At 53.0% G+C, this 18848-nt stretch carries 15 protein-coding genes and 1 pseudogene; 3 read left to right on the top strand and 13 right to left on the bottom strand.

Going from position 1 to position 18848, the window contains the following annotated elements; genetic code table 11:
- The 7 genes and pseudogenes from ACO4XG_RS03175 to ACO4XG_RS03205 all read right to left on the bottom strand — a co-directional run bounded on the left by ACO4XG_RS03175 (nt 1) and on the right by ACO4XG_RS03205 (nt 8651).
- The gene (locus ACO4XG_RS03175; RefSeq protein ID WP_308508976.1) at nt 1-1635 is read right to left on the bottom strand and encodes a malolactic enzyme; all 1635 of its coding nucleotides are present in this window, start codon (nt 1633-1635) and stop codon (nt 1-3) included.
- A gap of 252 nt (nt 1636-1887) precedes the next feature.
- Nucleotides 1888-2046: pseudogene (locus ACO4XG_RS03180) on the bottom strand (5-methyltetrahydropteroyltriglutamate--homocysteine methyltransferase); the annotation flags it as partial.
- Nucleotides 2047-3654, bottom strand: coding sequence for an ABC transporter substrate-binding protein (locus tag ACO4XG_RS03185; protein ID WP_308508975.1), 1608 nt, complete (start codon nt 3652-3654; stop codon nt 2047-2049).
- On the bottom strand, nt 3651-6176 hold the full coding sequence (locus ACO4XG_RS03190) for a hypothetical protein (protein WP_308508974.1): 2526 nt from the start codon (nt 6174-6176) through the stop codon (nt 3651-3653). Before ACO4XG_RS03190 ends, ACO4XG_RS03185 begins: the two co-directional genes overlap by 4 nt.
- Nucleotides 6154-6960, bottom strand: a complete 807-nt coding sequence (locus tag ACO4XG_RS03195; protein ID WP_485129648.1) for a hypothetical protein — start codon at nt 6958-6960, stop codon at nt 6154-6156. Before ACO4XG_RS03195 ends, ACO4XG_RS03190 begins: the two co-directional genes overlap by 23 nt.
- Nucleotides 6923-7258 (bottom strand): hypothetical protein, encoded by a 336-nt coding sequence (locus ACO4XG_RS03200; protein ID WP_308508972.1) that lies wholly within the window; start codon nt 7256-7258, stop codon nt 6923-6925. The genes ACO4XG_RS03195 and ACO4XG_RS03200 overlap by 38 nt, the downstream gene beginning before the upstream one ends.
- A 262-nt stretch (nt 7259-7520) precedes the next feature.
- A complete protein-coding gene (locus ACO4XG_RS03205) occupies nt 7521-8651 on the bottom strand; it encodes a 5-methyltetrahydropteroyltriglutamate--homocysteine S-methyltransferase (RefSeq protein WP_308508971.1) in 1131 nt (376 codons plus the stop codon).
- Nucleotides 8652-8770: 119 nt separating this feature from the next.
- Between ACO4XG_RS03205 and ACO4XG_RS03210 the strand changes: the two genes are divergently transcribed.
- Nucleotides 8771-9670 carry a LysR family transcriptional regulator gene (locus ACO4XG_RS03210; RefSeq protein WP_308508970.1) on the top strand — a complete coding sequence of 300 codons (900 nt, stop codon included), beginning with the start codon at nt 8771-8773 and terminating at the stop codon, nt 9668-9670.
- Between the two features lie 4 nt (nt 9671-9674).
- Here the strand turns inward: ACO4XG_RS03210 and ACO4XG_RS03215 are convergent, their stop codons facing one another.
- The 4 genes from ACO4XG_RS03215 to ACO4XG_RS03230 form a co-directional block, all read right to left on the bottom strand.
- The gene (locus ACO4XG_RS03215; RefSeq protein ID WP_308508969.1) at nt 9675-12356 is read right to left on the bottom strand and encodes a DNA-directed RNA polymerase subunit alpha C-terminal domain-containing protein; all 2682 of its coding nucleotides are present in this window, start codon (nt 12354-12356) and stop codon (nt 9675-9677) included.
- A 192-nt stretch (nt 12357-12548) separates the two neighbouring features.
- On the bottom strand, nt 12549-12971 hold the full coding sequence (locus ACO4XG_RS03220) for a GNAT family N-acetyltransferase (RefSeq protein ID WP_308508968.1): 423 nt from the start codon (nt 12969-12971) through the stop codon (nt 12549-12551).
- 167 nt (nt 12972-13138) lie between these two features.
- The gene (locus tag ACO4XG_RS03225) at nt 13139-13333 is read right to left on the bottom strand and encodes a helix-turn-helix transcriptional regulator (RefSeq protein WP_308508967.1); all 195 of its coding nucleotides are present in this window, start codon (nt 13331-13333) and stop codon (nt 13139-13141) included.
- On the bottom strand, nt 13330-13854 hold the full coding sequence (locus ACO4XG_RS03230) for a hypothetical protein (RefSeq protein WP_308508966.1): 525 nt from the start codon (nt 13852-13854) through the stop codon (nt 13330-13332). Before ACO4XG_RS03230 ends, ACO4XG_RS03225 begins: the two co-directional genes overlap by 4 nt.
- A gap of 195 nt (nt 13855-14049) precedes the next feature.
- Between ACO4XG_RS03230 and ACO4XG_RS03235 the strand changes: the two genes are divergently transcribed.
- Together ACO4XG_RS03235 and ACO4XG_RS03240 are read left to right on the top strand one after the other, a co-directional pair.
- Nucleotides 14050-15036 carry an FUSC family protein gene (locus ACO4XG_RS03235; RefSeq protein ID WP_308508965.1) on the top strand — a complete coding sequence of 329 codons (987 nt, stop codon included), beginning with the start codon at nt 14050-14052 and terminating at the stop codon, nt 15034-15036.
- Nucleotides 15037-15200: 164 nt separating this feature from the next.
- Nucleotides 15201-16031 carry a glycoside hydrolase family 191 protein gene (locus tag ACO4XG_RS03240; RefSeq protein WP_308508964.1) on the top strand — a complete coding sequence of 277 codons (831 nt, stop codon included), beginning with the start codon at nt 15201-15203 and terminating at the stop codon, nt 16029-16031.
- Between the two features lie 99 nt (nt 16032-16130).
- Here ACO4XG_RS03240 and ACO4XG_RS03245 read toward each other — a convergent pair whose 3' ends face one another.
- Together ACO4XG_RS03245 and ACO4XG_RS03250 are read right to left on the bottom strand one after the other, a co-directional pair.
- Complete coding sequence (locus ACO4XG_RS03245; RefSeq protein ID WP_308508963.1) at nt 16131-17309, bottom strand: M20 metallopeptidase family protein; 1179 nt, start codon at nt 17307-17309, stop codon at nt 16131-16133.
- Nucleotides 17310-17331: 22 nt separating this feature from the next.
- Nucleotides 17332-18759, bottom strand: coding sequence for an amidohydrolase (locus tag ACO4XG_RS03250; RefSeq protein WP_308508962.1), 1428 nt, complete (start codon nt 18757-18759; stop codon nt 17332-17334).
- Nucleotides 18760-18848: the final 89 nt, after the last annotated feature.

The raw sequence follows: 18848 nt of genomic DNA on the forward strand, positions 1-18848 counted from the left end.
TCAGAGCGGCTTATATTCTGCTTTCCAGGAAATATCCGCAATCAGTTTCTCCACATCTCCATCAATACGGTTCAGCTTCTGCTTCACTGCGCATTCCGCAACCACTGTAGCCACTGTATGCGAGAACTCTGTGAGTCGGGCAACCGGCGGGATTACCGCCGCCCCCGGCTCATCCGGGGTGAGGAAGGCTCCGAGTGAGTGCGCGGCAGCGGAAATCATCTCATCGGTCATGCGACTGCTGTTCACGGCAATGCTTCCAAGCCCGAGTCCCGGATAAATGAGCGCATTATTCGCCTGACCGATTTCGTAGCGGACGCCCTTATACTCCACCGGATCTGCGGGAATTCCCGTTGCGACCATTGCCTTGCCTTCGGACCAGACAATCAGATCCTCTGCCTTCGCCTCTGCGAGCTCAGTCGGATTACTCAGCGGGAAAATGATGGGGTGCTCACACCAAGAGCTCATGCCGCGCACAATCTTCTCGGTGAAGGTGCCGGGCTGGGTCGAAGTTCCGACCATGATGGTCGGTCTAACCGCAAAGACCGCTGCTTCCAGTGTCGTGAGCTCATCGGCATTTGCAAATTCCGTGCGTTTTCTCGCAAACGGCCGCTGCTCCGACGTAAGATCCGTCATATCGTCGAAGAGCAGCCCCTGCTTATCAACCAAGTAAAAGCGCTGTCTCGCTTCCTCTTCGCTGAGACCCTGCGCGACCATCTCCTTGAACACGCGATCCGCTATTCCGGCTCCTGCCGTCCCCGCTCCGAAGCAGAGATATCTCTGTTCCGTGAGCTTCTCCTTGTTAATCCGCATGGCACCGAGTATGCCTGCGAGGGTAATAATGCCGGTGCCTTGCACGTCGTCATTAAAGACCGGGAACCGGTCACGATAACGATTTAACACCGCAGCCGCATCGGCTCTGCCGAAATCTTCAAAGTGCAAATAGAGCCGCGGGAACAGCTTCTCGACCGCCTGAACAAAACGCTCTACAAACGCATTGTACTGCTCGCCGTAAATTCTCGGATGACGATTCCCGAGGTAAAACTTATCCTTAAGGAGTGATTCCCGATTTGTGCCACAGTCCAACACCACCGGCAAGATACTTGAGGGGTCGATGCCTGCTGCCGCAGTATAAACCATGAGCTTTCCGACCGAGATGTCCACACCGTTGGTACCCCAGTCGCCAATGCCGAGAATGCCTTCTGCATCTGTCGCGACAATCAATCGAATATCGCGCCCCTCCGCTACAGAGCTAAGCGACGCCTCAATTTCCTCCGGTCGATCAATTGAGAGGTAGCAGGCGTGTTGTGTATCCACAAACTGCTCGCTGTACTTCTCAATACTCTCGGCAATGACCGGGTCGTAGACAATGGGCATGAGCTCTACCAGATGCTCGCGAAAGACATAGTAAAAGAGAGTGCGGTTGTGGTTAAAGACATCCATGAGAAAACGTCTCTCCTCAATCAAGGAACTCTTCTTCTTCATCTCCGCATAGACGCGCTCCGCCTGGAGCTCAATGGTCTCAACCACCGGAGGCAGCAGCCCCTCCAGCTGATATGCCTTGCGCTCCTCCTGCGTAAATGCCGTCCCCTTGTTGAGGAACGGATCCTTTAAGAGCTCATATCCCAATTTTGCCATTTTGAACCTCCTGTCTCAGACGCTCTGTCAATCTCATGACGAGCTTATATGCTCCTTATAGCATAAAAGCTCCACGCATTATATTGAATATTCTTTAAATTTAAAACTCTTGTCTTTTTTTGCATCTATCGTTTCTTGCTGTCAGAGTCGTCTCTCTTTTTTAACTACTGTTCTCAGTTCACAAAAACGAGCAGCGTTCGTCTTGTCGCACCGCTGCTCGTTTCTGTCCTTTATATTTCATCATTTTCCCGCTTACGCTTTATCCTTGCCCCATACCTCTTCCGCTATCTCCTTGACCAAACGAAGCTTTGCAAACTGCTCTTCCTCGGTCAGCTTGTTGCCGATTTCGCAGGAGGCGAAGCCGCACTGCGGGCTTAAGGAAAGGTCGCGAAGCGGTACATACTGCGAAGCCTACTGCGACGGCACTTCGATGTCCGTATCCCAGAAATGGTAAATCAGATTTCCCGACCACTGCTTTTTGACATAGGGCTTCATCAGATACTGACACTGCGGATAGTAGAGCGGTATGGCCGTACAGTCATCCCTTGAGAGCAGCTCATCCGCCTTCGCGTAAAAAACAGCGCGGTCCGGCTCATAGGGCTCGCGCCTTGCGTCATCGAGCCAAGCATCCACATCAGCGTTGCGCCCGAAGAGCGCATTCGCCGGTAAATTTGCGCTGTGAAAATAGGGATACAGCGCCTGGTCTCCTTCGGGATAGGGATACCAGTTCTCCTGCCAGACGAGATCCGCCTGCGGGTCGTTCAGCGCTTCCGCACAGCGCGCTTCGTCTGCCCCCTCAAGCTTCAATCCTATGCCGACTTTTTCCCACTCCCGCTTCACTTCCCGCATGAATTTCAGATTTTGTCGCGGCACCACCGCGGTGAGCGTAATCTGCCCGCCGTAATAGCCCGCTTCCTTGACCGCCTCTCTCGCTCTCTTATAGTCATAGTAATTCTGATTTCTCGCGTTGTTGTGCCCCGGCACGCGGATGTGCAGCAGGGAACTTGCAGGCAGCCCCGCACCGTCAAGCGCCTTGTCAATGCAACGCCTGCGGTCCAGACCTACGGTCATGGCCCACCGGAGCCGACTGTTCTTCAGCTTTGAACTGCACGGATTCATGCGCAGCGAAATCAGCGCAACCGGATGGTGAATGTGCACCTCATCCTCCAGGGTCTTTTTGCAACGCCGGTACTGCGCCGCATTGATCGCCGTAAAATCGACCTTATTGTGCCGGTATGCGGCAAAACACTGTCCGTCATTTTTATAGTACAGCACGCGGAGCTCATCCAGCTTGGCCGCGGTACCATGGTACTTCTCGTTCCGGATCAGAACGCACTGCCTATCCCCTTGCTCTTTCAGCAAAAACGGGCCCGACCCGAGCAGTTTTCCCTGTTTGCCCCAGCTCTCACCCGCCGCCTCGCAGGCTGCCTTCGGATACACAGTCGCTGCCGAGAGTCCGAGATTCTTTAAAAAGGGCGCATAGGGATATTGTAGACGTATGGTAAAATGTCTGTCATCCTGTACCGTGATGCCGCGAAGCACACGGCTCTCTCCGCACTGCACTTCCGCAGCCCCGTCAATCATCGAAAAATAAGTTGCCGCGGGCGATGCTGTCTCCGGGGACAACAGCCTCGTCAGGCTGAAACGCACATCCTCCGCGGTCAGCGCCGTGCCGTCGGAAAAACAGAGCCCTGGCTTCAAGACAAAGCGATATTCAAGCCCGTCCTCCGAAATCTCCGGGAAATCCTCCGCAAGCGCAGGCTCCAGCAAACGCTCGTCCGTAAAGCGAAACAGGCCTTCCGTGACCTCATCCGCAATCAGAGAAACCTCCGGAGTATCCGAGCGCTGCACATCGAGACAAGCGCCGGGCTGCACCACCGCAACGCGAAGCACCTTTTTTCCACCGAAATCCGGCGGCAGAGCCGCCTGCTTCTTCTGACAGCCGCAAAGCGCTAGGACAGCAAGCAGGCAGAGCGCAGCCGCGCAGCCCGCGTACCTTCCCCCTCGTCGTATCCTCATGGTCTTTTCCTCTTCAGAATCTCTGCCTGCATCGCTGCGCTTGCGGCACTGTCCCAGTCCGCACAGTGCTGCCGGAATTCCGCAATGTGATCCCGGTGCTTTGCAAACTGCTCGCGCCGCTTGTCCGTGACCGCCATCATATCCTCGAGATTTGAGCACACCCCGAAGCCGAAGCGAATGCCGCGAAGCTTTGCCCAGAGCTCCCGGAGCGCCGCTTCCCGCTGCTCTGCGCGTTCAATATAACTGTCCAGAAGTCCTATCACTTCGCTCGACTTTTCAAGATCGATTGAGAGCCTTCCGCTCCGCACCGCGAGCGGATCCCGCAACAAAGCCGGAAATGCCTCGAGCGACAAGCGCCGCGGCATAGGGCTGCCGAGCGGCGGAAGTTCGAGTTCCATACTGTCCGCCAAGTTTCCGAAGACCTCGCCGAGACGCGCATTGCTCGCCTCTGCGGCTGCTATCTTGCCCTCAATATCATGTGCTCCCACTTCATTCTGCTCTTTCAGCACCTGTAGCACCGGATGCACCTTCAGCGCTTCAAGGTCCTCCGCCAGCATGCTGCAGGTAAGACCGGCCATCTGTCCGCACGCTGCCGCATTCTTTCTACAGAAACTCTGCAACTCATCCAACTTCTGCGTCTCGCCCGGCTTGTCCTTCGCTCCTTTCCGCAGCACGGCCAGCGCCCAGATTTCGAGCGCATCCCGAAGACCGATGCCGTCCGGCATTGTCTCGGCGCTTTTCGCGTCTTTTCCGTCTTTTTTCTTCTTAAAATATTTGCTCTGCAAGCCGTGCAGCGTGTAGGCAGTCGTCAAAGCCCCCGCCAGATTCGAATTCAACTCATCCAAATCCCTCTGCAGCCCGTCCTCGATGCCGTTTGTGACAATCGCGCCAAACCGATTCATCCTAAGTCTTTTCCGGAAATTCTCCGCGAGCTTTTTGTACTGTCCCAGTTTAATCTCGAGAAGCTCCTTGACGGAATGCTTCTCCAGCACAAAATAGTCGATTACCGAGGCGCTGAGCAGCATACCGCTTCCCAGAAGACTCCGCTTTAAGGCGAAAAAGGCGGAAAGTTCCCGCATCGCATTGTCCCATCCTGCCTCTTTATCCGCCTTCGCAAGTGAAAGCCGCAGTCTGGTCTGACTCGCCTGAAATGCCCTTTGCACCGCATAGTCGAGGCACTCCGCAAACATCGGATTCTCTTTCTGCAATCTGCTTCTCAGGCTGTCCAGATCCCGCTCTAACTCTTCCTTGCATCCATCGAAAAGTCCCTCTTCCAGAATCACCTCTTCTGTAATCCGGAAAAAGAGCGTCATGCCCTTCTCAATGATTTTCGCATTCTCCGCCGCCGTCTTTACATCATCGGCGCCGCGTTTGCCGCCGCCCATGAACTCCTGCGCGAGCAGCATGAGTGCCTGTATGACAAGTTCCCGTTCTTCCTGACTCAATTCCAGCATAATGCGCTCGGAAATTTTCCGCACCAGGACATGTACCGGTCCGTCCGGTTCCGCTGCAATCGGCGCGACCCGCATTTTCCCGTCCGGCCCCTCGACCAGAAAGGCATCCGGATAATGGTCGTGGAAGGGATCCAGGAGCGCCTCCAGCATATTATAATCCGCGCACTGCCGCACCACGCACTCGCCGGCGAAATAGCCGTAGCGCGGGTTGTACCCGAGCGCACTGACCGGATCGTTGCTCCCGCGAATCAGCACGATTTTATCGCGGTAACTCTGAAAGGCCGCCATGCCGTCCTGATATACCACATCCTCGACAAATTCCGGGGAAGTCTGGGGCGCATCAATCACATAGGCAAGGGGAATCCACTCGGGGTAGATACAAACCGCCATCTCCGCCATGAGCCCGCCGCGCGACTGCCCAAATATTTCAACCCGATCGTTTCGAAATTCCCGCTGAAACCCGGTGTCAACGCCGGGCGCATCGTGGAGCAACTCGAGGTACTGCATGGTCGGAACCGTCATCGAGGAAACCGACTCAAACGTCCTGTCGCCGTGCTCACAGCGCCCCGTCCAGAGCGCATAGTTGTTCGCGTGATCATGCCAGTCCCGCGCCGTCGTCCCGCGAAACCCGATGCGGTACCCCTGCTTGAACCCCTGCGCCTCGCTGCCCTCGTACTGAAAGACAGCGTTCAGCTGGTAATCCTTTTCCGTCATATGTGTGATTTCTCTATCCGAAAGCCCCTGCGCTTTCAGCACGTTTTTATTCATATAGCAGCTGATGTTCGAGACCTTAATCTCCCCGAGTTCCGGGTAGCCCTTTTCCTCGCTGATGCAGGCCTTCAGGGTGGCAAATTCGTGCTTTTCGGCCTCGCTGAGGAAGTTGGAATCTCTTGCAAGACTCTCATCGATATCGTCAACAATTTCCTGTATCGAAATCGGCTTGTTTGCAAATTCTCTTTTTTCGATATTCAATTTCTCGAGCGGCATGTATAGAACCAAATCGCAGGTATGAATCTGCAACTCTGCTCGATTGCGTCGTTCTTCTTCACTCAACAGTGTTCCCGGCATGTTCCCATCTCTCCTTCATCTCAGCATTTTTATAGTCCCATCTCAGCTTAATCCGCCCAATCGAATAGGTATTGATACCCACTCTATCATAGGCAATTTCATTTCCAGCTTGATCAACATAACTAATGTATAGTCGTAATCCCCAATTGCGCTCTACCATGCGTTTTCGCAATATCTCTATAGTCTCTTCGCTTTTTGCAAAATCGCTCTTTACATCCAGTGCAATCGAAAAACCCTCTGCTGTATTGAGGTATTCCTCCAGTCCGGTTTCCGGTCCGTAATCCTGCCAGTCCGGCATCAGTATGGCACCACCGGATATCGTATACTGCCCCTTGCCAAAGGCCTCATCAAAGAAGGGGACATAAGCTTCCCACATCTTTTTCTGATACCATAGACACATATAGTTATCCAGGTAGTGAGCACCGTTTTCATCCCACCAGTAATCCCGCTCAATCGGATAATAACAATAGTCGGCTCCGTTCGGAAACTTCTCCGAATAGAGTTTCACAGTGCTCACGCCATCCGGTCTTTCTTCATTTTCAAAATAAAAGTGAAACCGATCCCCGAACTTCCGATACTTCCGGTTCATATACTGTTCCACAGTATGGGCGTAGCCGAGGCGACGCTTTTCCTCTCGATAGACGCATTTTCCCAGCTGCACAGCCAGCCACAGTGCCAAAAGCGGTAGCAAGATGCGTTTTATCCGCTTCTTTTGCCTGCGCTCCTGTTCCTCCTGCCCGCGTTCTTCAGTCGTCATTGTCCTCATCCTCGTGGTAGCGTTCATCTTCCTCTTCGAGGTCCTCGATTTCCTGCTGCAACCGCTCCATCCAGTTCCGCATGGAGAGATTCAGGTCCACATGGCGTTCAAATTCCTCGGTTGTAATGCCGCGAAGCCGTTGCCAGAGCTGATCCCGCAGGAAATCCGACACATAGAAAGCCTCTTTTTCCTTCGCCAGAATGAAATCACCGGCCTCCCGTTCTCCGCCTAACAGATTACTTAAAGACACCGATTTATGATAACAGGCCTCCAGACGCATGTGCTCTGCCTTACAACAGCGTATATCCTCACACCGACAGCTCATTCCGACCTCCTATCCGTTTTGACTGAAGTTCACCACTTATTCGCAGTTACAATATATTTATTTTAACTTTTGTACATATTTATGTCAATGTCTGTCCCAATTTTCAAAGCTAATACTCCTTTATGTTTATAACTTTTTTCACAGTCCGCAGCACTCTTCCTTGGATCCTTCATAACTTTCTCACAAAAAAGACAGCTGTCTTTTGACAGCTGTCTTTAACGCGGATTTCCGCGCTCCTTTCGGTGTACTGTTTCCTGCTCGCTTATGCCTCTTCCTTTCCCCATACCTCTTCCGCTATCTCCTTGACCAAACGAAGCTTTGCAAACTGCTCTTCCTCGGTCAGCTTGTTGCCGATTTCGCAGGAGGCGAAGCCGCACTGCGGGCTTAAGGAAAGGTCGCGAAGCGGTACATACTGCGAAGCCTCATAGATGCGACGCTTTATGAGTTCCTTGGATTCGAGTTCCGGGCGCTTGCTCGTGATGAGGCCGAGCACCACCTTCTTGCCGCGCGGAATCTGCTTTAAGCTCGTAAAGTTGCCGGAGCGCTTATCATCGTACTCCAGATAAAAGCTCTCCACCTTTTCCTGCGCAAAGACATAAGGCGCCACCTTGTCGTAGGGGCCGCTGCTCGCATAGGTCGAGTGGTAGTTGCCGCGGCAGATGTGGGTGTTCACGACCAAATCCTCCGGCAAGTTCTCGAGGGAGAGGTTATTGACCTTCAGATAGCGCTCCGCCTCCTGCTCGAGGGTTGCGCCGTCGCCTTCGCGCATCTTCCAGTAGCCCTCCTCGTCCACAATCATACCCCAGGTGCAGTCGTCGAGCTGAATGTTCCGGCAGCCCGCCGCGTAGAGGTCCAGATAGACTCTCCGGTAAGCCGCCGCAAGGTCGCGAAGCAGCTCTTCGTCATCCGGATAAAATTCGCGGGTAATCCGCGCATTGTCCTCGCGGAAGAGCTCGGCGAGGGTCTGCGCCGGAGCGGGCAGCGTCTGCTTTGCAATCGTGTTCTCGTCCTCAAACTGCTTCACGAAGAGAAAGTCCTGTACAATCGGATGGTTCTCGCCGCTTATTTTTCCCGTCATGCGGCAGGAACCGTGCGTGGTCTCCTCCCCCTTAAAATAATAGCCGTGATCCAGCTCGATCTCCTCGATGCCGTTTAGCCCCCACATGAAATCGAGGTGCCAGTAGCTCCGACGGAACTCGCCGTCCGTAATCACATGGTAGCCGAGCGCCTTCTGCTTCTCAATCAAATCCGTGATGCAGGCATCCTCCACCTTGCGAAGTTCCTCGCGGGAAATCTTTCCCGCATTCCAATCGGCTCTCGCCTGCTTTAAAGTCTCCGGGCGCAAAAAGCTCCCGACATAGTCATATCGAAAGGGTGTTGTCCACTTGCTCATTGTTGAATCCTCCTTGCTTGTTTCTCATGTCCCTCATTGTAGCGACTTGTTCTTCTCTTGGAAAATATTTATAATATCTTGAAAAACATAGCTAATTTTTATGAAACGAGGTGTGTTCCATGACTCTGCGTCAGCTCCGCTATATCGATGTGATTGCCAAGCGCGGCTCTCTGACCGCCGCCGCCGAAGCCCTGTTTGTGACTCAGCCCTCGCTGACTGCCGCCCTCCGCGAACTTGAACAGGAGCTCGGCATTACCCTCTTTCTCCGCTCCCGGAAAGGTCTCACGCTCACCCCCGCGGGAGAGGAATTCCTCGGCTACGCGCGCCAGATTCTGGACCAGGTGTCTCTTGTCGAACAGCGCTACACCGGTGAAGCGCGCGGGCGCCGCCATTTCTGTGTCTCCTCCCAGCACTACTCGTTTGCGGTCGAGGCCTTTGTCGCGCTCCTCAACGCCTACGGCGGCTCCCAGTACGAATTCCACATGCGGGAGACCGAGACCTACCGCATTCTGGAAGATGTCGCCAAGGTCCGCTCGGAAATCGGCGTCCTCTATCGGAATCAGTTCAATGCGGCTGTGCTGCAGCGAAACTTTCAGGAGATGAAACTCTCCTTCACGCCCATCTGCCGCGTAAAACCGCATGTCTTCCTCGGGACACAGCATCCGCTCACAAAAAAAGCGGAGATCTCGATGGAAGATCTCCGCGACTATCCCCGCCTCTCCTATGAGCAGGGACAGCACAATTCGTTTTACTTTTCCGAGGAAATTCAGAGTGCCGCCGAGTCTGACAAGGACATCGTGGTCTGCGACCGCGCGACCCTCTTTAACCTATTGATTGGCATGAACGGCTACACCATTTGTTCCGGCATCATCAATACCGAGTTAAACGGCGAGAACATTGTCGCGCGTCCGCTTGCGGTCGATGACTATATGGAACTCGGCTATGTTCTGCCGAAGGAGCGCCCGGCCAGTGATCTGACGCTCGCCTACATCGACCTTCTGCGACAATTTGTTCACTGACCTTTCAGGCTTCGTCACTACCGTACGGCTCCTCCGTGTCTGTCAGAACCTGATTCCAATTCCCGCTGTTCCGCAGTTTCTCCGCCAGTTTATAGGCCGGAACGCGCGTCCCGAACAGGCCGTTCAGCTCTTTTTCCAACACTTGCAGGGACATACGCCCGCGGACAGAGGCGAGCCATTCACACATCCGGCTTAAGCTCAGCGACGCACTGTTTCGCGACAAGATGAGCCCGCCCGCCACCGAAAACGAAGATATGCCCGCCTGTTGGCGCATGATACAGGTCAGCATCCAGTCATTGCCACGAAGCCGCCGTATCAGCGGGAATTTTTTGACTTTATTCCAAAGACTCCTGCCGTTAAAATACGGCAGGTCATAGTAGGCAGACATCAAGGTCTGGATGGCCCAGAGGTCCTCAACTTTAAGTCCGTACACCTCTTCGACCTTGCGCAGTGACATCAGAACGCGCGGTGCGGTCTCGATATAGTCCAGATTCTGTTTCTTTTTTTCGAGCACGTTCGCGAATATGGCAAGATCAAGAAGCCGCCGGTCCAACAGTTCAAGATTAATCTTATCTGCCGTGAACACCAACTGCTCAAAAAAGCGGAGCGCCGTTCCGTAGGCGGCGTCATAGGCATAGGAGGTGTTCAGCGTATAGCCGATGGCGCGAAATGCCACAGCATTGATGGCTTCCGCCGAAGTATGAGAGCAGACCCGCAAAAACAATGTCTCGAGTTCGTCAATGAACCAGATTTGTTTTTTGGCGAGCGCCGCGCGCAACGGCCGGACATCCCGCGGATCGATGCCCGGCACATCAATCACATACATTCCGTCGGTGTAATATTGGTTGACGGTATTGTAAATCAGGGGATTTCGCTGGGAGCTCTCCCGCCTGACGCCGTAGCGCTCCTCATAGGCCGCATAATAGGCCTGAAAGGACACCGGCGAAAGTTCCCGCAGCAGCTTCAGCGCCTGCTCATCTTCGGAGGCCTCTCCGATCACCAGCATGGGCACCCGGCGGCACCAGATGCGAAACGCGAGCGAGGTCTGCGAGGCGACCGCGGACTTGATGGCATAGAAGAGCTCGTGACTGTCCAGAATGCCGAGTTCTTCCATCAAACCCGGGTAATCGCGAAATATAAGATCGGCGGAAATAGCCATATCCTGATACCGCCTGAAATCAATCGCCTCAAAGAGACGCGAAGCCTTTACAGGGCACCAGCGAATCAGACTTTCGCGGTTGAGTACAATATTGGGCGCATTTCTCAGATAGTTTTCGAGGGTGCGGATGTTAAACTGCAGCCGCTCCTTCTGATAGCCCCGGGTTTCGATGTAGCGGTAATACTTTTCTTCCAACTCTTCGATGCTGAGCGGCGTGTTGCGGTTTGCGATCAGTACGCGCTTGACTATCTCGGCCTTAGAGATATTTTCCCTCGCATTTTTTGCATTCTCCTCCGCCAAAAATTCCCGCAGTCTGCGCCGCCAGAGACCGGTATAGGTCGCCAGCGACTCCGTATCCAGTTCTGCTTTGCCGTGTGGGTAACGAAGCGAGAGGAACTCATAGCCCTCCGCGCTCACTTCCGGAAACGCCTGTAAAAAGCGGGACTTCGGCAGATAAAAATGCTGATAAGGCTCCGAAAAATAGTCTTCGAAGAGCAGCGGAAACTTCTGCATCATGCGCGCCGTAATCTGCCGAATGCGCTCACGGCTCACCTGAAAGCGATCTCCTATATCCTGTAGCGTCTGCCCCTCAACCCGGAGGCGGAGAATCTGTGCCGCACGCTCGTCCTGTCTCCGGATTTTACGGTAAGCCTCCTCGAAGTTATCTCGATACAGGAGAACCATCCCTCTGTTTTTGATCAGAACGCCGTTCTCGATCGAAGTCTCAAGCAGCATCGTCTCGTCAAACGGCAGTTCTAAAGCCCGCAGGCGCTCTGAGAGTATGGCCTCCGCAATCACGCCGTGGCGGGAAAGCCCCTCCCAAAAAGACCGGAGCGGTCTTTTCAGCTGCGGCAACAAGAGTACCGTGCGCAGCAGCTCCTGCTTCGCAAAGTGCTGCGCCTGCTGTAGCAGTTGCTCGGCTTCCAGATAGTGGTACAACTGTTCCCAGCAAAGCGCCGCCACCGGGTGCAGTTCCGCGCTGAGTTCCTGCAGACGGCTTTTCAGTCCCTCTTCCACTGTCGCCTCGGACAGGTCGCCGGCCCCTTCGAAATGGTCGCTTAGCCAGCGCGCGACAGCTTCTTTGATTTCATCGATGGATTTTTTCCCAAGTCCCCGCAGGGTCGAAAAAACAGGCATTGCCAGTACGACCCGGTCAAGTGTGCGACAGCCCTCCCGACAGAGCACACGATAGGAACGGACAGACAGATTGAGCTCTTCGATCGAATGCTTCGACAACTCTTCCCGCTGCTTTTCCGTCAGCGCTATGACCTTTTCTTCTTCGCCCTGCAAGTCCTCTTCGAGGCGCAAGCTGTGCCGTTGCGAAGTCACAGGCTGCTTCATCAAAGCATCCAAATCCCGCAACGCGGCCTGAATCTCCCCCAGTGTCTTGACCCCGATGTTTCTTTGCGCCGCAATCTTCTCCATCGGGGTTATCTGCAATTTCTCGACAGAATGGATTCCCATCCGATGTAACACATTGCTCGCGCGAACCGATAAATGCAGCCGTTCGATAGAGATTTCCGCCATACCCTTCCCCCGTGATGATATCGCTTCTCCGTAAAAGTTCGCCCCGTCATTTCAATGTTATTTTATTTACTATAACACAGTTTCTCTCGCTTTTTAAGTCCCGAATACAACAAAAACAGCACGCCCGCAAGCATGCTGTTTCTTAATTTCGAAATGTAAGCAACCGTGCACGGAAGTACGGCAGCATTGCCGTCACAGTTCGGGCAAATCCCGATAATATGCGGTACAGGGATAGCCGCCGAGCGTGGTCTTAAGTCCGATGGCGCTGTAAAAAGCATTCGAGACCGCATCCGCCGCATCCGTAATCAGCAGAAACTGCCGCACATGAGAAAATCTCTCCGAGCTGCGCCGCATGAGCTCTCTCCCTATGCCTTTTCTCTGCAGGGCGGGCGTTACAATCAGATCCTGCACATACAGTATGTACTCCCCGTCGCCGACGCAGCGCACAAAGCCGACCAAAGCGCCGTCTTCAAAAGCGCCGAGCAAAAAGAGGGAGCGCCCGAGTGCCCGCCGCAACTTTTCCTCATCTCCCAGATAACTTGTCCAGCCGCAGGCCGCATAGATTTCCTGCACTTCCGCCAGGCATTCCGCACCGAATTCCCGATATGTCCGCATAAAGAGCACCTCCTGTAGCAGTCCTTCCGTCCGTTTTTGCAGCCACACAAAATACGTCGCAAGCCACACGACGGCTGATTACAGTATAACACGGAGAAGGGCGCTGCGATATCGCAGTGCCCTTTTAAAATGCCGTTATACAAGCGTTTTGGTCTTATTTGTTTCGATTATTCCTCCCAAAACAGTTCATCGAGGGTCTTATCCAGCGCGTGACAAATCGCGAGACAAAGCCGTATGGTCGGATTATAATCCCCCTTCTCGATGGCATTAACGGTCTGACGGCTCACTCCGACCAAATCGGCAAGCTGCTGCTGCGATAAATCCTTTGCTGCGCGCGCGGCTTTCAGGCGCAAATTCTTCATCGCTCCTCCTCTCGGCGGTTCATCACGTACTTGATACACTGCAGTAAGAGCATACCCGCAAAGAAGATGCCGAGCAACAGCGGGAGCAGGGACTGCGCCGAATAACGCTCGTTGATTTTGAGCCTGCCACCCAGTATTTGGTGGATGCTCTGCGCGAGCGAGAGCAGGGCCATGGCAAGCCAGAGTATCAGCACGCGCTTTTCCTTTTTCTCCCCGCGGAAGCTCCAATAGGCATCGTGAAACAGGCAGTAGCCAAAGAGTACCAGCCCCGATAACAGCAAAATCGCAATCGGGATGACACCCGGCGACACAAAGGGTTCCGTCTGCTCCTCAAAACCCGCATAGAGCATGAGCAACGCAATGAGGGTCATATAGGCATACTGAAAGCCGCGACCGCGCGCAATCAGCTGGCGCTCATCGTAGACCACGGTCCCTTCCTTATCCCGCTTGCGCTTCAAAACATAGAGCAGCACGCCTGCCGCAAGCATACCACACATCATACCTGCATAATAAGAACTCATTTCCCTATCCTCCTCTCAAGATATAGGCGACACAATGTCGTTTATCTTTTACATTATCAAGATAGCACCGGCTCTCGCTTATGTCAAGTATATATTACTTTTTGTCGTCGAAAGACTCGACCTTGTTTTCTTTCGAAATACCCCCTATACTGGTTCGGAAGGTTTTTAAGAATATACGATCGGAGAGGAGCTCACATGTCTGTCATAAGCGTTAATCAACGGCTCGCCACGGAGCTTGGACTCAACTACGACCGCGAGAGCGGAATCGTCGCAGGCATCTACAACGGTTACCACATCGCTTTCATCATGCAGAACAATCTGCGCCAAATCATCGTCTCGGTTTCAAACGGCACAGGCCAAATGCCGGAGAAAGAGGTCTTAAAGCAGGCACACAAGGAGAACAAGAAAGTTCTCTCCAACCCGTCTGTTCAGGGCTATCGCGCGACCTATTCCATCCCGAACGCAATGACCGACAACGGCAAACTTGAGCGGAGCGCTGCCGCCGCCGCGGTGCTCACCGAATTCCTCAAGGCGAACAGCCTCCGCGACTGCAGTGAGCTGAGCGGCCGCCCGGATGAAAGCAGCTGCTACTATGTGAGCGGCGGTCTCCGCTTCCTGACCCATGATGAGTACGACACGGAGCGCAATCGCGCCCAGTCCTCCTTTAATGAACAGAATGCCAAGCGCGGCAACCCGATTGCCGGTATTGTCGGCGCCTTAATCGGAAGTTTCGCCGGCCTCTTTGTAATGGTGTTGATCGGTCAACTCGGCTATGTCTCACCCTGGACTGGCCTGGTCATGGGTGTCTGCGTCGCAAAGGGCTATGAGCTGCTCTCCGGCAAGTTCGATACCGTTGGCCTTGTGTGCAGTATTCTCATCATGGTCGGTATGACCTACCTCGGCAATCAGCTCGACTGGGCCATCACGATTGCGCGCGCCTATGAAGCAAATGTCTTCGATGCATTCCCGGTCGTCAACGAGGTGGTCAAGACAAGCGAACTGCTTCCGGTCTACTACCGCAATCTGGCCCTCTACTACTTCGCGATGCTGTGCGGGGCAATCCCGACCATCTATGGCCTCATGAAGAACCGGCAACTTCTCAATGTCTCCTACCCGATCGGACCGGAGGCACATGAGGAAGTGATATATGTCTCCTCGCATGATGAAACAGATTCCGAATAAAAGACACAAGGCCGAAAACGGCAACGAAAAAGCAGCGCCCGCATTTGCGGATGCTGCTTTTTTATTTTTCCGATAACGCCCGTCCGCTTTCCCGCCGCCCGATTCGTGGTATCATACATTTCAACATCCCGAACTTTCATTCCTTTTCGAACGGAGGACACGCTATGCGTAAACCGCTTCGCTTTTTTCCGCTTCTGCTCCCGCTCCTTGCGCTCTGCCTGCTCTGCCTTCGCTTATTTCGCCCCGAACCCGCCGCCAATTCGTACCCCTACGGCGTATTCATCGGGCTTGAGGCCTCAGACCTAAAACGCCTTCGCCCCTACCGCACAGTCGTGATTGAGCCGAGCGCCTTTTCCGCAGAGCAAATCAAAGCGCTGCAAGCCGAGGGAAAAAGCGTCTACGGCTACTTAAACTTAGGTTCCATCGAGAACTATCGCCCGTATTATGAACGCTTTGCAACTATCACCCTCGCCCCCTACGAAAACTGGCCCGAGGAGCACTGGGTGGATGTCTCCTCCCCGGCCTGGCAAACATTCGTGGTCGATGAACTCGGGGCCGCGTATGCCGCTCTCGGGCTTGACGGCTTCTTCCTCGACAACTGCGATGTCTACGCACTCTACCCGCGCGAAGATATCTTCAACGGGCTCACGACCATGCTCCACGGCCTAAGCCGCTATCAAAAGCCTTGCATCGTAAACGGCGGCGATGTCTTTGTGAGCGCCTGTATGGAAAACGGAACTGCCCGTACGCTTTTCGACGGCGTGAATCAGGAGAGTGTCTTCACGAAAATCGACTTTGCGAAAAACCGCTATACCGCACAGGATGCCGAGACCCGCAACTATTACCTCGACTATTTGACTCGCGCCAAAGAAGCGGGCCTCAAGATCTATCTCATTGAATACCGCCCCTCCGCAAAGCTTTCGGCGGAAATACAGAGCTATTGTGAGAAAAACGGATTTACTGCATACAGTGCAAACGAAAAGGAGCTGCGGTAGGCAGCTCCTTTTCGTTTGTGCACTTTATCATAGATATCTCTAGCTCATATGCGAATCCAAGAATCAGCGTATCCTATCAACTAGGATACGGATTTTTCCTTAGGCTTTAAAATTCAGTGCCAGAGAGGCAAGAAGCGCAGCTCCTCTCCAAAGTGCATCCTCATTAGATTTGTAATGACTACTGTGAAGCGGCCAGAACTCCGCATCATCGGTCGCCTGGGTTCCTAACCAAGCAAACGCTCCAGGCACTTCCTCGAGATAGAACGCAAAGTCCTCTGCTGTCATAGCAGGACGTTCCATCTTGACAGCATTCTCAGCCCCAAAGAGCTTTGTGATTTCTTCCATCATATATTCTGCCATTCTCGGATTATTTCGTAAAGCAGGATATCCATTTTCATAGCTTATTTCCGCTTCACATTCCATTGCTGCACAGATACCTGCTAGTAACTGTCGCATCCGAACTTCAGTATTCTTCCGCACTTCCGGACTATAAGTTCTTACCGTCCCTTCCAGATAACAGCTCCCCGGCACAATATTGTAACGTGTTCCGGCTCGACAAACGCCGATTGTCACCACACAAGCTTCCAACGGATCCGTATTTCGACTTATAATACTCTGCACTGCAGAAATAAACTGTGCACCTGCCACTAAAGCGTCATGCCCAAGTTGTGGCATTGCACCGTGTGCGCTGTCTCCCTTAATCGTAATAGAAAAATGATCTGATGCCGCCATCAATGAACCCGGTCTTGTTCCGATTTTACCGATTGGCAGATTCGGCCACACATGTAAGCCAAACACTGCATCCACTCCTTCAAGTGCACCACCTTCAATCATTTTACGTGCGCCACCGGTCGGAGCCATCTCCTCTGCCGGTTGAAAAATAAGACGCACGCTTCCTTGTATTTCCGACTGATGTGCCTTTAAAAGTTTCGCCGCTCCGAGTAAGCAAGTCATATGCCCATCATGTCCACAGGCATGCATGATGCCCGGGTTCTGTGAAGAAAAAGGTAACCCGGTCTCTTCTTGTATCGAAAGAGCATCCATGTCCGCCCGAAGCGCAATGTTCTTTCCTGCATTTTTTCCATGGAGATCCGCTAATATCCCATGCCCTCCAATGCCACTTCGAATTTCAAAGCCACCAACCTCTTCCAAAATCTTGAGAATCTTCTCTGCCGTTCGCTCCTCCTGATTCGATATCTCTGGGTCTCTGTGAAACGCTCTGCGGATATCGATCAACTGCGGATTGATTGCCTTTGCTTCTTCAATAATATTAAGCAAAATTTTCTCCTTTCTGAATGTTTCAAACTATCCTATTCCTCATTTGTTGATGTGGTTTAATATCGACAGGAATCGGACAGACATAGGGTTTTCCTTCCGTCACCGCCAAAAACTCTGCTTTTGCCTGCACTGCAAGCTCCGGATTCTCAAATATAGTCTTCACAGCGTCCGCTAAAACTTCCGCTGCATAGAGCATCCCTTTTTCTGCAGTGCTACATCTCCCCTGTGATACCATCTGCCAAGAGTGTCCCGGTGTTCCCGGCGTCGCCGTTCCCGCCACAAACTGGGCAGTTGGAACCACATGACTGCAGTCTCCGACATCTGAGGAACCAGCAATATAAACATCCAAATGTTCATGCGGAACCACAAACTGTGCCATCTCCGTCTCTGCCAGTTTTCTGGCATAGACTCTCTGCTTTACATTGGGAAGGAATGAGAGTGCTAAGTCATTCTCCATCGATAAAGATCGGTAAGTGTCACGGATTCGCCTAGCAAAGCGTAATTCTTCCTCAGTATAGTGTGGTAACGGGATTCGTAGCATACTCTGATAAAGCACATCCTCCAGCACTGAATTTGATATTGTATTCGAGCAAGCTTTGTCAAAGCAGATTTCAAGTTCTGTTTCTGTCATCAATGCTGCTCCTTGCGCAACCTTACAGACCCTTTCATACAGTGCCTGCACTTTCTCATTATCCGTAGAACGAATTAGGTACAGTACTTCTGCATGGTTCTGTACCACATTGGGAGAACTGCCACCTGTATCTAATACCGCGTAATGAATGCGATCAGTCGGCTCAATATGCTCCCGCATGTAATTAACGCCTACATCCATAAGTTCCACAGCATCCAGAGCACTTCTTCCTAGAAATGGTGCCGCAGCCGCATGAGCCGACTTTCCTTTAAAGCGAAAATAGGCCTGGCAATTAGCCTGCATTGACCCAGTCATAACCGCATACCCTCCAGCGGGATGCCAAGTCAATGCAAGATCCAGTCCGTCAAACACACCGGCGCGAGCCATATATGTTTTCCCCGCGCCGCCCTCTTCGGCAGGACAACCGAGAAGCATAACAGTTCCCAGATTCCCACTTTCTTCTAGATAATCTCGAAGTAAGAGGGCCGCACCAACTGCTCCTGTACCAAGTAGATTGTGCCCACATCCATGACCGGACTCAATCCCAGCTCGTGCAATGGGTTCCAACGCCCCCGCTTCCTGAGAGAGCCCTGAAAGCGCATCATACTCTGCTAAAATACCGATGACAGGATGTCCGGTCCCGATAACCGCCTGAAATGCAGTATCCATTCCGGCAAGCCCCCGAGTCACGGAAAACCCCTCTACTTCCAGTAAGTCCGCGAGAGCTGCTGCAGATTTTTTTTCTTGAAAACGAAGTTCTGCATAGTCCCAGATTTTCCTGCTCACTTCAATCAACTTTTTCTCATAGTCCCTTTTCACAGCAATACTCCCCCTCTCTCTTCATCTCCTACTGTAAACGAGCGGTGAAATCTCTCCACCGCTCGTTATCTACTTCATCGCTTATCGAA

The organism is Stomatobaculum sp., assembly GCF_057248925.1.

Coding starts and splice junctions, on each gene's coding strand:
- ACO4XG_RS03175 (WP_308508976.1), bottom strand. CDS start 1,635: ATGGCAAAATTGGGATATGAGCTCTTAAAGGATCCGTTCCTCAACAAG.
- ACO4XG_RS03185 (WP_308508975.1), bottom strand. CDS start 3,654: ATGAGGATACGACGAGGGGGAAGGTACGCGGGCTGCGCGGCTGCGCTC.
- ACO4XG_RS03190 (WP_308508974.1), bottom strand. CDS start 6,176: ATGCCGGGAACACTGTTGAGTGAAGAAGAACGACGCAATCGAGCAGAG.
- ACO4XG_RS03195 (WP_485129648.1), bottom strand. CDS start 6,960: ATGAACGCTACCACGAGGATGAGGACAATGACGACTGAAGAACGCGGG.
- ACO4XG_RS03200 (WP_308508972.1), bottom strand. CDS start 7,258: ATGAGCTGTCGGTGTGAGGATATACGCTGTTGTAAGGCAGAGCACATG.
- ACO4XG_RS03205 (WP_308508971.1), bottom strand. CDS start 8,651: ATGAGCAAGTGGACAACACCCTTTCGATATGACTATGTCGGGAGCTTT.
- ACO4XG_RS03210 (WP_308508970.1), top strand. CDS start 8,771: ATGACTCTGCGTCAGCTCCGCTATATCGATGTGATTGCCAAGCGCGGC.
- ACO4XG_RS03215 (WP_308508969.1), bottom strand. CDS start 12,356: ATGGCGGAAATCTCTATCGAACGGCTGCATTTATCGGTTCGCGCGAGC.
- ACO4XG_RS03220 (WP_308508968.1), bottom strand. CDS start 12,971: ATGCGGACATATCGGGAATTCGGTGCGGAATGCCTGGCGGAAGTGCAG.
- ACO4XG_RS03225 (WP_308508967.1), bottom strand. CDS start 13,333: ATGAAGAATTTGCGCCTGAAAGCCGCGCGCGCAGCAAAGGATTTATCG.
- ACO4XG_RS03230 (WP_308508966.1), bottom strand. CDS start 13,854: ATGAGTTCTTATTATGCAGGTATGATGTGTGGTATGCTTGCGGCAGGC.
- ACO4XG_RS03235 (WP_308508965.1), top strand. CDS start 14,050: ATGTCTGTCATAAGCGTTAATCAACGGCTCGCCACGGAGCTTGGACTC.
- ACO4XG_RS03240 (WP_308508964.1), top strand. CDS start 15,201: ATGCGTAAACCGCTTCGCTTTTTTCCGCTTCTGCTCCCGCTCCTTGCG.